We start from the raw sequence: 12299 nt of genomic DNA, 5'->3' as shown, positions 1-12299 counted from the left end.
GTGGAGTGCTGTGGGGGGTAGGTCCTTCTCTTTTTGCTGATTGGGGGTGGTGCTCTGGTTCGGGGGGCCGGGGGGGGGGGGGGGGGAAGAAGAACCCCCCCCCCCCCGCCGCGCGCATGCTCGGCCGAGGCCTACTCGGCGCCCGGCTCCTGGTAGCCGTACGGGCGCGTGATGATCTCCATCCCGTGGCCGCTCGGGTCCGTGAAGTACACCCCGCGGCCCCCGTCGTTGTGGTTGATCTCGCCGGGGTGCCGGCCGTGCGGGTCGGCGAAGTACGGGACCCGCGCCGACCGGATCTTCTCGAACGCCACGTCGAACTCCTCCTCCGAGAGGAGGAACGCGTAGTGCTGCGGGACGATGGACCCGGCCGGGACGGTCGCGAAGTCCAGGGTGACGCCGTTCGCGGTGTCCACGGGGACGAAGGGCCCCCACTCGGTCCCGACCTCCAGGCCGAGGACATGTGCCAGGAAGGTGGCGGACTCCCGGTTGTCACGGGAGTGGATGATCGTGTGGTTCAGATGAACGGACATGGGTGAATGCCTCCGAAAGGCACGTCACGGGCACCTCCATGCCTCACCCGGACGGTGACCGACACGCGATGCCGTGATCACGATCCTAAGCACCCTCTTCGGGCGAAGTCCACCCTCTTCGACCCGCACCCCACCTCCCGGCCCGGCCGCCGCACCTGCTCACGAACTCCCGTACACCGCCTTGACGTTGTCCTGCGCCGGGTGGGACCGGCCGGCCGGGCCCGCCGCGAACACCCGCAGGAGATTCTCCGTCACCCGGGTGGTCAGCGCCCCCGAGCGCGCGTCCAGACCGTGGTTGCGTCCGCTGCGGCCGTCGCCGGTCGCGTCCAGGGCCTCCACCCACCGCATCGTGCCGGTCGCGAACACCCCCGCCCCGCTCGCCACCGTGTAGTAGGCCGTGTCCTGGTGGCTGGGCCGCCCCTCGCACACCACGGGGGAGTGGGCCAGGATCTCGATCGGCCGGGGCGTCGGGAAACCCGTGTTGACCTTGTCGTACTCGACGCCGACCAGGTGCTCGAAGCGGTCGCCCGCCTTCGCGCCGGTGCCCTCGAAGAGCCAGTGCCCGGGGTTGGTCACCACGTACGGGGCGTCCACCGGATAGCCGTCGTAGATCACGCCGAGCAGCGAGCTCTCCGGGTCCGCGCCGGGCGCGGAGCGGAAGTCCACCGTCGCGGGATGGCCGCGCTTGAACCCCGGGTCCTGCTCGTAGGGCGACTTGTAGCAGACCAGCGTGCGGTCCGGCCCCAGGTCGGAGGGCTCCAGCCGGATCCGGCGGTAGCAGCAGTTCGCGCCCAGGATCGCGATGTTGGTACCGGCGTCGCGGGCGGCCGTGAAGTGGGCCCGCTGCTCCGGCGACCAGTACTCGTCGTGCCCGAGGGAGAGCACCGCCGCCGCCCCCTCCAGGAGCCGCTTCTCCCGTGCCACATCGGTGGTGGTGGTGTAGGCGAGGGGTATGCCGAGCCGCTCGGCCAGCGCGATCAGCGGAGCCTCGTACACCAGGAACAGGCCCGCGCCGTCGTCGTACTCGTACGGCCGGTCGAAGCTCACGGCGAGCGAGCGGGAGGCGAAGCCGCCGCCGGGGCCGTCGTAGCTGCCGTATCCGCCCCAACGGTTGTACGCCTGCCAGGTGGCCACCGCGTTGACCACGACCGTACGGCCGGCGGTCGCCGCGGACCGGACGGTGATCGGCACGAACCGCCGGCCCTCGCCGCCCTGCGCGTCCAGGCGCAGCAGGTAGCTGCCCTCCGGCCAGTCCTTCGTCTCGACCGTGGCGCTACGGGTCCACCGGGTGCGGACCGTCCTGGTCCCGGCGTCCACCGTGTGCTCGGGCTGCCGGGCCCCGGGCAGTGCCTCGGAGCGCCACACGAGCCGCGCCCGGGCCCCGCCGTACCAGCCCATCCGGTAGGCGGAGACGGTGAACCGGGGCGCGGTCGTCGACACGTGCAGCCCGAAGGACTCGCCGGGCAGGACGCTGACCTTGTCCGCGAACCCCTCGATGGCACGCGCCGGACCGGCCTTGTCCACCGGCCAGTCGGCGTGGCCCGGGCGGGCGTTCTCGGCCTTGACGTCGAGACCCTGCGGCCCGGCCGCCGGCGGCTTCCCGCCCGGCGCGGCGGACTCCGACGCCGTCGCGGACCGAGGCCCCGACCCGGATCCGGCCTCGCCCTCGCCGTTCGCGCAACCGGCCAGGGTCCCGAGCCCCGCAGCCGTGGCCGCCCCCGCCGCGATCGCGAGGAACCGCCGCCTGCCTGCGTCTTCGCCGTCCGCGGCGGGCCCGGCCGAGTACATCTGATGCATGGAGAGCACGTTATGTGACGCTCTGGCCCGCGCTTCCACCGGCCTGACCGGCACGACTGCTCGAACCGGTCCACGCCGTCGTCTACTTCGCCCCCGAGGCCTACGAGGAGGCCGGCGCGCTCGGCTACGCCACCGACGACCGGTGGCCGATGTACTTCGCCTACCGGGCCGCACCCCTGGGCCCGGCCGGTGCGGGGCTCGTGAACGCCCTCTTCTACAGCTTCAGCCCCGGCATGGTGGACCACTACCTCGCACAGTCCTGGCACACCGCCCCGCCCGCCCGGGTGCTCACGGCCCGGGCCGTCGCCGCCGAGCGCTCGCTGCACGCCCTGCTCGGCGAGCGCACCGCCTCCCCGGACCTGGCCGAGGCCGCCCGGCTGGCCCGGCGCGCCGCCGAGGCCGTCACCACCGGCGGGCGCCCAGTGGTTCGAGAGCCGCCGGTGGTCCGCCGGCGAGTGGAACGCCGCCCGCGAGCGGCTCGCCTCCCGGGGCCTGCTGGCCGAGGACGGCGCGGCCACCGAAGCAGGGCTGGCGCTGCGCACCGGGGTCGAAAAGCTCACCGACGAACTCGCCTCGGGCCCGTGGTCGGCGCTGACCCCGCAGGAAGTGGCCCGGCTCGCGGAAGTCCTCCTCCCGCCGGTCCTCGACATCGTCGGCGCCGGGATCCTCCCCACCCAGGGCACCCTGGGCATCGGGGTGAAGTACGACTACGAGGGCTGATCCGCCGCCCGCGAGGAGCCTTCGCGACCGTCGGCGCGCCTCGGCGCGCAGGCGCCCGATCCGTTCTGCGGCCCGCCTCCGGACGGTCCAAGCCTCCATGGCCGAATCGGCGTTCTGACACCGAGGGGCGGGGCTGTGTTCAGCTGCTTGCCGGCACCTGCCGGGCGTCGCCGGCCTGGAGCGGCAACGCCCGTATGCACCCGCAGACTTGGGAGGGAACATGCCTCGTATCACCCGATCGGCGGCGGTCACCGCAGCCACCGCCGTCGCTTTCGCCGCAGCTCTGACCGGAACCGCCGGGGCCGATGCCACTGGTGTGACTGCAACTCCGGCCCAGACCGCACCCCAGCCCGTGTCCTGGGCCGCACCGCCGCAGGGCGTGACGGTCGCCGCGCCGCAGCGATTGCTGAACCAGCCCGTGCGGATCACCAACGACTTCGCCAAACGCCCCACGACCCAGTGTCTGGACGTGGACGCGAATGGTGGCGGCAACGGCACGGTCGTCCAGATCTGGCAATGCAACGGCACCACCCAGCAGCGTTGGTACCTCTGGAACAACGGCGCGCTGGAGAGCTACCGCTTCCCGGGCAAGTGCCTGGACGCCGACCTCAACGGCGGTGGCCGCAACGGCACCAAGGTACAGATCTGGGACTGCAACAACACCCCGCAGCAGAGCTGGGCCCACCCGTCGGGCGACCGTGCGATCTACAACGCACGCTTCTACAGCGGCGGCAACATCGTCATGGACCGCGACGCGAACGTCCTGGGCAACGGAGCCCGCGTCCAGCTGTGGCAGAAGAACTTCCAGTCGCAGCAATGGTGGGACGTCTGGGCCGACTGACCTCGTGAACAGGAGCCGACTCCGGGCGTGCGGATCGCGCTCCGCGGGGTGATCTGACGGATGCCGACCGGCGGGAACGGCTGCGGCTGTTCCCGCCGGTCGGCAACGGGCGGTGTGGCAGGTGATCGACGGGATTCTGCCCGGATGCGACGGCCGGGCCGCCCGTCTGGGCAAAGGCTCACGCGGCGGACGACCGCCCGGGTTCGACGGGGACCGCCACAAGAAACGCGACACCGGCGAGGCCAGGTATTCCCCGTCTCGGGCATCAGCGCCGACCGCGTCCCGAACCGCGCCGCAGGCAGTACCGAGGCTCGCCATCAGCCCCACTTCTTCCATGGTGCGACGGCTCTGCCCCAGCACCGCCTCCACGTCCCGCTGCCATGCAGGGCTCGCCGGAGCCACCACCGCCGGTACGACTTCCGGGAGCGGATCCGCAGGCGCGGGAGCAGCCCCCACATGCTGCCGCTCCAAGCCCCCGGACCCCTCCGGCGCGACGGAACGGACGAGAGCGAGATCATCGTTCTCGAACCGGAGCGCCCCGGCACCGAACTGCCCCTGCGCGACCGGCCCGACCTCGGCCGCACCACGGTCGTCACCCTGGAGTGAGAGAGTTCCTTCCGTGAAGCGCACGAGCACCCGCCTCGCCGACGGCCGCGAGATCTTCTACTACGACACCGGCGACGGCGCCGCCCGCGCCTGCCCCGACACGCGTCCGCTCGACGCCCCCGCCACCACGGGCAGCTCCGAGGTACGGCGCGATCCGCTGCTCGGCGACCGGGTCGTCATCGCCTCCCACCGGCAGGCCCGCACCTACCATCCGCCCGCCGACGCCTGCCCGCTGTGCCCCTCCACCGAGGAACGCGCGAGCGAGATCCCGGCCCCCGACTACGAGGTGGCCGTCTTCGAGAACCGCTTCCCCTCCCTCGCCGGCGACACCGGCCGCTGCGAGGTCATCTGCTTCACCCCCGACCACCTGACCTCCTTCGCCGACCTCGACGAGGAGCGCGCCGCGCTCGTCCTCGCCGCTTGGAGCGACCGCACCGCCGGACTCTCCGCCCGTGAGGGCGTCCAGCAGGTCTACTGCTTCGAGAACCGCGGCACCGAGATCGGCGTCACCCTCGCGCATCCGCACGGCCAGATCTACGCCTTCTCCTTCGTCACCCCGCGCACCACACGGATGCTCGCCACCGTCGCCGCCCACCGCGAGCGCACCGGCGGCAACCTCTTCGAGGAGGTCCTGGCCGCCGAGCGCGCCGAAGGCACCCGCGTGGTCCTCGAAACGGAGCACTGGACCGCCTTCGTGCCCTACGCGGCGCGCTGGCCGTACGAGGTCCACCTCTACCCGCGCCACCGGGTCCCCGACCTGCCCGCCCTCGGCGGCGAGGCCCGCGCCGAGTTCCCCCGGGTCTACCTGGAGCTGCTGCGCCGCTTCGACCGGCTCTTCGACCGGCCCGAGCCGACCCCGTACATCTCCGCCTGGCACCAGGCCCCGGCGGGCGAGGGCCGGGCCGACTTCGCGCTCCACCTGGAGCTCTTCACCATCCGCCGGACCGCGGACAAGCTGAAGTACCTGGCCGGGACCGAATCCGGCATGGAGGCCTACATGAACGACGTCCGGCCCGAGGCCGCGGCCGCGCGACTGCGGGAGGTGGCGAGCGCGTGAGCGGGTCGGCGGCGGACGATTTCCAGCAGCTGTACGGGTACCCGCCCGAGGGGGTCTGGGCGGCCCCGGGCCGGGTCAACCTGATCGGCGAACACACCGACTACAACGACGGCTTCGTCCTGCCCTTCGCGCTCCCGCAGCGCACCGAGGTGGCCGTGGCCCGGCGCACCGACCGGATCCTGCGGGTGCACTCCGCCGACGCCCCATCCGGCGCGGTCACCCTCGACCTCGCCGACCTCGATCCCGCGCGCCCTCCGCAGGGCGCCGCGAGCTGGGCCGCGTACCCCGCCGGGGTCGCCTGGGCCCTGCTGGACGCCGGACTCCCGGTCGGCGGCGCCGATCTGCACGTACGGTCCGACGTACCGACCGGCGCCGGTCTGTCCTCCTCCGCCGCCCTGGAGGTGGCCACCGGGCTGGCCCTCACCGACCTGTACGGGATCCCGCTCACCCGCCCCGAGCTCGCCGCACTCGCGCGGCGCGCCGAGAACGCGTACGTCGGCGTCCCGTGCGGGATCATGGACCAGACGGCCTCGGCCTGCGCGACCGAGGGACACGCACTCCACCTCGACACCCGCAGCCTCGAACAGCGCCACATCCCCTTCGACTGCGCGGCGGCCGGCCTGCGCCTCCTCGTCATCGACACCCGGGTCAAGCACGCACTCGCCGACGGGGCCTACAGCCGGCGCCGGGCTTCCTGCCACCGCGCGTCCGAGGCCCTGGGCCTGCCCGCCCTGCGCGACCTCCCGTACGGGGAGCTGGAGCAGGCCCTGGCACGCCTGGCGGACCCGGTGCAGAGGAGGCGGGTCCGGCACGTGGTGACCGAGAACGAACGGGTGCTGCGGATCGAGGAGTTGCTGCGGGCCGGCCGGCTGCGCGAGACGGGCCCGCTGCTCACGGAAGGCCACCTCTCGCTGCGCGACGACTACGAGGTGTCCTGCCCGGAGCTGGACCTGGCGGTCGCCACGGCGGGCGCGGCGGGCGCGTACGGCTCCCGCATGACGGGCGGCGGCTTCGGCGGCTCGGCGCTGTCCCTGATCGACGCGGACGCCGAGCGGCCGGTGACCCAGGCGGTGACGGACGCCTTCCGCCGCGCGGGCTTCACACCACCCCGCGTCACGACGGCCTCCCCCTCCCCGGGCGCCGCCCGCCTCCTCTAGGAGGTCAGGGGGTCAGGGGGTCAGGAGGTCAGGAGGTCAGGGGGGCAGGGGGTCAGGGGCGGCGGCGTGGCGCCGGGCACCGGGCCGACGAACGCGGGGTTGTCCTGCCCGGCGGGTTCCATGGGCCGGATGCCGACGACGGTCACGCCGGTACCGGGCCGCTGCTCGCCGAAGCGATTGTTCATCGTGCCGGGGCGATCGGACCGCAGCCACACTCGGGCGCGGCCGCATTGCCACGGACGGCCCACGGCCCACGGCCCACGGCCCGGGGAACCTCGGGCTGCGGGCCGCGGGCCGTCCGTGCCCGGTCAGGACACGATGTCCTTGCGGGAGAACCCGCGGAAGGCGAGCGCGAACAGCACCAGCGCGTACGACACCGACACCACCGCCCCCTTGACCATCCCGCCCCACTCCAGCTGCGGCTGCAGGGCGTCCGCCCACGCGAACTGCCAGTGCGCCGGCAGGAACTCCCGCCACGACCCGAGGGCCGTCACCGCGTCCAGCACATTGCCGACGATCGTCAGCCCGACCGCCCCGCCCACCGCGCCCAGCGGCGCGTCCGTCCGCGTCGACAGCCAGAACGCCAGACCTGCCGTCACCAGCTGCGACACGAAGACGAAGGCCACCGCCAGCGCGAGCCGCGGCACGGTGTCCCCGACCGCCAGCGCCCCGCCCGCCGGGAGCTTCAGCGGCCCCCACCCGTACGCGGCCGTGCCCGCCGCCAGCGCCACCACCGGCAGCAGCACCATCGCCGCCAGACTGAAGCCCAGCGCCACCACCAGCTTGCTCCACAGCAGCCGCGCCCGAGGCACCGGCGAGGCCAGCAGGTAGCGCAGCGAGGACCAGCTGGCCTCCGAGGCCACGGTGTCCCCGCAGAACAGCGCCACCGGCACCACCAGCAGGAAGCCGGCCGAGACGAACAGACAGGTCGCGGCGAAGTTCGCACCCGAGGCCGTGGCCGTGTCGATCAGGGTGATGCGGCCGTTCCCGCCGCCCCGGCTGCCCGGCCCGCCGCCCACCGCGAACGCGATCATCAGGATGAAGGGCAGCGCGGCCAGCACCCCGCCCATCACCAGCGTCCGCCGCCGGCGCCACTGCCGCAGCGCCTCCACGCGCAGCGGCAGCGTACGGCTCGCCCGGTAGCCCGGAGCCACCTCCCGTACCGTCGTCGCCGTACTCACGCCGCACCTCCGATCAGGGTGAGGAACGCGTCCTCCAGTCGCCGGTGCGGTCCCACTCCGCTCACCGGCACCTCCAGCCGTACGAGTTCGGCGATCAGCCCCGCGGCCGTCGCGCCTTCGAGCCGTACGAGCAGCCCGTCATCGGCGGCCACCACGGAACCCACTCCCTCCAGCGCCGCCACCTTCTCGACGCTCACCTCGTCCACCGGCTCCGCCAGCGTGACCAGCAGCATGTCCCCGCCGCCGGTGATCTCGGAGACCTCGCCCGCCGCGACCCGCTGGCCGCGGTCCATGACGACCAGGTGCGTACAGGACTGTTCCACCTCCGACAGCAGGTGACTGGAGACGATGACCGTCCGCCCGCCCGCGGCGTAGCGGATCATCACGTCCCGCATCTCCCGGATCTGCGGCGGGTCCAGACCGTTCGTCGGCTCGTCGAGGATCAGCAGGTCCGGCATTCCGAGCATCGCCTGCGCGATCGCGAGGCGCTGGCGCATGCCCTGTGAGTACGTGCGTACCGCGCGCTTCAGCGCGTCGCCGAGCCCGGCGATCTCCAGGGCCTCGGCCATGTGCGAGTCCTCGGCCGGGCGGCCGGTGGCCTGCCAGTACAGCTCCAGATTGGCGCGGCCCGTCAGGTGCGGGAGGAATCCGGCGCCCTCCACGAAGGCCCCGACCCGTGACAGCACGGGCGCTCCGGCCCGTACCGCGTGCCCGAACACCCGGATCTCCCCGGCGTCCGGCGAGATCAGCCCCATCAGCATCCGCAGGGTGGTGGTCTTCCCGGCCCCGTTGGGCCCGAGCAGTCCCAGTACCTGCCCCTTCTCGACGCGGAAGGACAGGTCCTTCACCGCGTACCGGTCCTGCGCCTTCGCGTAGCGCTTCGTCAGTCCGGTGATCTGCAGGGGTACGTCGGCCAGTGCCGCGTCCGGCCGTGCCGCCCCGGACCCCGGCCCGGAAGCCCCCCGGCCGGTCCGCCGTACGCCCAGCAGCGCCGCGGCCAGCGCGATCGCGGCCAGCGGCAGCCACCAGGTCCAGGCGGGCAGCCCCGCCGAGGCGGTCCGCACCTGTGCGGCGACCGGCACGGCCAGCGGGCTCTCCAGGGCGACGGTGTAGGTGGCCGGCGCCGCCGGGGTCGCATAGCCGAGGTCGGTCGCGGCGATCACCAGCCGCAGCCGGTGTCCGGCCGCCACGGAGTGGTCGATCGCGGGCAGCCGCAGCCGCACGGTCGCACCCTGCTGCGCGCTCTCGACCCGTACCGGGGCGACCAGCTGGCTCGGCAGCACCTGCTGACGGCCGTCGGGCCCCACGTCGTACACCTTGCCGAACAGAACGGCCGAGCCGTCCGCGGCTGTCGACCTCACCTTCAGGGTGAGAGTCGGGGTGCCGGTGATCGTCACGTCCTCGGCCAGCGGCGCCGACTCGAACCGGGCGTTCTGCCCGGGGAAGTCCAGCGAGAGCCCGGCTCCGAAGGCGGCGAGCTGCCCGCCGATGCCCGGGAGCGCGGACAGGGCGGGAGGCGCGCCGCCCGCCGGATTGGCGAAGGTCTGCTCCGGCCCCGTCAGGGCGAACTCCCGCGGGCCGGATGCCAGCCCGGGGTACCGGTCACCGGTCGCGCCGCGCAGGGTGACCTCGCCGTCGGTGGAGTCGATGCCTCCGGAGCGCGTGACCCGGAACGCCGGGCCGGTGTCGGCGCCCTCGTCCCCCTTGAGGTGGTGGTCGAACCAGGAGGCCACCCGGGCCTCGACCCGGTCGGCCTCGCGCATCCCGCCGTCGTGCCCGCCGGCGGCCCAGTCCACGGAGACGGGCGCACCGTTCGCCGCGATGGCCTTGGCCATGGCATCGGCCTGGTCCAGCGGGAAGAGGGAGTCGTCCTGGCCCTGCACGATCAGGGTCGGGACCTTGATCCGGTCGCCGACGGCCGACGGACTGCGCTGCTCCAGCAGGGTGCGGGCCTCGGGATCGGGCTTGCCCGCCACCGCGACGCGCTCGTACATCGCGCAGAGCTCGGGCTGGAACCGTCCGCAGCCGGGCGCGGCCGCCGTACCGGGCCGCTGTCCCGGTACGGCCTGCTGCATCCCGTCGGTCGAGCCGCTGGTGAAGAAGATGCCGGACCAGAGCTTCTTGAAGACGCCGTTCGGGAAGAGGGCGTCCGCGAGGTTCCAGTAGGTGATCTGCGGGGCGATCGCGTCGACCCGCGGGTCGTGACCCGCCGCGAGCAGCGAGATCGCGCCGCCGTACGAGGCCCCGGAGACGCCGACGCGCGGATCGCCGGCCGCGTCGAGCCGCACCTCGGGCCGGGCAGCGAGCCAGTCGATGAGCCGGGAGACGTCCTTGACCTCGTACTCGGGGTCGTTCAGGCCGATCCGGCCCTCGGAGCGGCCGAAGCCGCGCGCCGACCAGGTCAGGACGGCGTACCCGTCCCGGGCGAGGCGCTCGGCCTGCTCGCGGACATCGTCCTTGCTGCCGCCGAAACCGTGCCCGAGCAGGACGGCGGGACGCCTTTCCACACCGCCGCCCGCGGTGAAATAGGAGGTGTCGATCCCGGCGCCGGGCATGTTCACGACCTGGTCCTGGCGGTGCACGGCGGGTTCGTCACCGGTCGCGGACGCGGCCGTCCACGTACCGGCCCCCGCCACGACCGCGAGCGCGGCGGCGCCCGCGAGCAGACGGTCTCGGCGGCGCCGGGGCATTCGGAGCTTCATACGGGCACCCTAAGGGCCCGTTCCCCGGGCTCCGAGCACCCACAGGCGGAACCGCCCACCTTCTCGAGGACTAGGCAGGGCCCCGCGTGTACCGCAGCCGCGGTACACGCGGGGCCCGGCCTAGTCCTCGCCCCGACCTGCGCGGCACATCCGCGGGCGGGAGGATGGCCGCATGCTGCTGGCCGACGTCGCACGCGTGTCCCGGGAGGTCGCCGACACCTCCGCCCGGTCCCGCAAGAGCGCCCTGCTCGCCGAGCTCTTCGCCGCCGCGTCCCCCGAGGAGGCCGGCCTGGTCATCTCCTACCTCTCCGGGCGCCTCCCGCAGGGCCGCCCGGGCATCGGCTGGCGCACGCTCGCCCAGGAGATCGAACCGGCGGCCGACCCCACCCTGACCGTCCGCGACGTCGATACCGCGGTGAGCGAACTGGCCGCGGTGGCGGGCACCGGGTCCGTGGAGCGGCGCGGCCGGATCCTCGCCGGCCTGCTGGGCCGGGCCACCGGCCCCGAGCAGGTGTTCCTGCGCGCCCTGCTGTCCGGCGAGGTGCGCCAGGGCGCGCTCGACGCGGTGGCCCTGGAAGGTGTTGCCGCGGCCGCCCGGGTACCGGCCGCCGCACTGCGCCGGGCGGTGATGCTGGACGGCTCGCTGCCCCGGGTGGCGGCGGCCGTACTGGCGGAGGGCGCGCAGGCCCTGCGCACGGTCACGCTGCGAGTGGGGCAGCCCGTCCAGCCGATGCTGGCGGGCACGGCCAAGTCGGTCGCCGAGGCGCTGACGGTGCTCGGGCCGTGCGCGGTGGAGGAGAAACTGGACGGGATCCGGATCCAGGTCCACCGCGAGGGCGACGACGTACGGATCTACACGCGCTCCCTGGACGAGATCACCGGGCGGCTGCCGGAGGTGGCGGAGCTGGCCCGGTCACTGCCCGCGGAGCGGTTCATCCTCGACGGGGAGGTCATCGGACGGGCGGCGGACGGCCGCCCCGTCCCCTTCCAGGAGATCGCGAGCCGGGTCGGCTCCCGGGCCGACGTCGAGGCCGCCCGGCGGACGCTCCCGGTCGCCCCCTACTTCTTCGACGTCCTGGCCGTGGGCGAGGACGTCCTCCTCGACCTGCCGGTGCGCGAGCGGTACGCAGCCCTCACCACGCTCGTCCCCGAGCACGCCCGGGTCCGCCGCCTCGCCGTCGAGGACCCAGGGGAGCAGGGCGCCGAGGCCGAGGCGTTCTGGGCCGAGACGCTGCGCCGCGGCCACGAAGGGGTCGTCGTCAAGTCGCTGGACTCGTCCTACGCGGCCGGCCGGCGCGGCAGACACTGGCTCAAGGTGAAACCGGTGCACACCCTCGACCTGGTCGTCCTCGCCGCCGAATGGGGCCACGGGCGGCGCACCGGCCTGCTGTCGAACCTGCACCTGGGGGCGCGCACCGGCGACGGGACGTACGCCATGCTCGGCAAGACCTTCAAGGGGCTCACCGACGAGATGCTGCGCTGGCAGACGGAGCGGCTGCGCGGGCTGGCGGTCGAGGACGACGGCTTCACCGTCCGGGTCCGCCCGGAGCTGGTCGTCGAGATCGCCTACGACGGCCTCCAGCGCTCCTCCCGCTACCCGGCCGGAGTGACCCTCCGCTTCGCCCGCGTCCTGCGCCACCGCCCGGACAAGACCGCGACCGAGGCGGACACGGTGGCCACGGTCCTGGCGGCACACGCCGGCTAGCGG

General features: G+C 73.8%; 10 protein-coding genes and 1 pseudogene. 6 read left to right on the top strand and 5 right to left on the bottom strand.

The window, feature by feature from the left end; translation table 11 throughout:
* Positions 1-131: 131 nt before the first annotated feature.
* Positions 132-530 (bottom strand): VOC family protein, encoded by a 399-nt coding sequence (locus tag ACZ4YL_RS09750; protein ID WP_468115113.1) that lies wholly within the window; start codon positions 528-530, stop codon positions 132-134.
* Positions 531-689: 159 nt separating this feature from the next.
* Positions 690-2327 (bottom strand): N,N-dimethylformamidase beta subunit family domain-containing protein, encoded by a 1638-nt coding sequence (locus tag ACZ4YL_RS09745; protein WP_468115112.1) that lies wholly within the window; start codon positions 2325-2327, stop codon positions 690-692.
* Positions 2328-2383: 56 nt separating this feature from the next.
* Here ACZ4YL_RS09745 and ACZ4YL_RS09740 point away from each other — a divergent pair.
* The 5 genes and pseudogenes from ACZ4YL_RS09740 (at position 2384) to galK (ending at position 6708) form a co-directional block, all read left to right on the top strand.
* A pseudogene (locus ACZ4YL_RS09740) lies at positions 2384-3047 on the top strand (SCO6745 family protein).
* A 220-nt stretch (positions 3048-3267) separates the two neighbouring features.
* The gene (locus tag ACZ4YL_RS09735; RefSeq protein WP_468115110.1) at positions 3268-3888 is read left to right on the top strand and encodes an RICIN domain-containing protein; all 621 of its coding nucleotides are present in this window, start codon (positions 3268-3270) and stop codon (positions 3886-3888) included.
* A gap of 456 nt (positions 3889-4344) precedes the next feature.
* Positions 4345-4494, top strand: a complete 150-nt coding sequence (locus ACZ4YL_RS09730) for a hypothetical protein (protein ID WP_468115108.1) — start codon at positions 4345-4347, stop codon at positions 4492-4494.
* 13 nt (positions 4495-4507) lie between these two features.
* Positions 4508-5551 carry a galactose-1-phosphate uridylyltransferase gene (gene galT / locus ACZ4YL_RS09725; protein WP_468115107.1) on the top strand — a complete coding sequence of 348 codons (1044 nt, stop codon included), beginning with the start codon at positions 4508-4510 and terminating at the stop codon, positions 5549-5551.
* Positions 5548-6708, top strand: coding sequence for a galactokinase (gene galK, locus ACZ4YL_RS09720; protein WP_468115106.1), 1161 nt, complete (start codon positions 5548-5550; stop codon positions 6706-6708). The genes galT and galK overlap by 4 nt, the downstream gene beginning before the upstream one ends.
* 20 nt (positions 6709-6728) lie before the next feature.
* On the opposite strand, the gene ACZ4YL_RS09715 is transcribed toward galK, so the two are convergent.
* The 3 genes from ACZ4YL_RS09715 to ACZ4YL_RS09705 form a co-directional block, all read right to left on the bottom strand.
* On the bottom strand, positions 6729-6893 hold the full coding sequence (locus ACZ4YL_RS09715) for a hypothetical protein (protein WP_468115104.1): 165 nt from the start codon (positions 6891-6893) through the stop codon (positions 6729-6731).
* Between the two features lie 123 nt (positions 6894-7016).
* Entirely contained in the window at positions 7017-7889 is an 873-nt protein-coding gene (locus tag ACZ4YL_RS09710) for an ABC transporter permease (protein WP_301363952.1), read from the bottom strand.
* On the bottom strand, positions 7886-10591 hold the full coding sequence (locus ACZ4YL_RS09705) for an alpha/beta fold hydrolase (protein ID WP_468115101.1): 2706 nt from the start codon (positions 10589-10591) through the stop codon (positions 7886-7888). The genes ACZ4YL_RS09710 and ACZ4YL_RS09705 overlap by 4 nt, the downstream gene beginning before the upstream one ends.
* 172 nt (positions 10592-10763) lie before the next feature.
* On the opposite strand from ACZ4YL_RS09705, the gene ACZ4YL_RS09700 reads away from it, so the two are divergent.
* On the top strand, positions 10764-12296 hold the full coding sequence (locus tag ACZ4YL_RS09700; RefSeq protein ID WP_468115099.1) for an ATP-dependent DNA ligase: 1533 nt from the start codon (positions 10764-10766) through the stop codon (positions 12294-12296).
* The last annotated feature ends 3 nt before the right edge of the window (positions 12297-12299 follow it).

Source organism: Streptomyces sp. NPDC030021 (assembly GCF_055574035.1).
This window is presented reverse-complemented; position numbering and strand designations above follow the sequence as displayed.

What these genes read in the sequence shown, in the direction of transcription:
- ACZ4YL_RS09745 (WP_468115112.1), bottom strand. Translation starts at nt 2,327, where the DNA reads ATGCATCAGATGTACTCGGCCGGGCCCGCCGCGGACGGCGAAGACGCA.
- ACZ4YL_RS09730 (WP_468115108.1), top strand. Translation starts at nt 4,345, where the DNA reads ATGCTGCCGCTCCAAGCCCCCGGACCCCTCCGGCGCGACGGAACGGAC.
- ACZ4YL_RS09715 (WP_468115104.1), bottom strand. Translation starts at nt 6,893, where the DNA reads ATGAACAATCGCTTCGGCGAGCAGCGGCCCGGTACCGGCGTGACCGTC.
- ACZ4YL_RS09750 (WP_468115113.1), bottom strand. Translation starts at nt 530, where the DNA reads ATGTCCGTTCATCTGAACCACACGATCATCCACTCCCGTGACAACCGG.
- ACZ4YL_RS09735 (WP_468115110.1), top strand. Translation starts at nt 3,268, where the DNA reads ATGCCTCGTATCACCCGATCGGCGGCGGTCACCGCAGCCACCGCCGTC.
- ACZ4YL_RS09700 (WP_468115099.1), top strand. Translation starts at nt 10,764, where the DNA reads ATGCTGCTGGCCGACGTCGCACGCGTGTCCCGGGAGGTCGCCGACACC.
- ACZ4YL_RS09705 (WP_468115101.1), bottom strand. Translation starts at nt 10,591, where the DNA reads ATGAAGCTCCGAATGCCCCGGCGCCGCCGAGACCGTCTGCTCGCGGGC.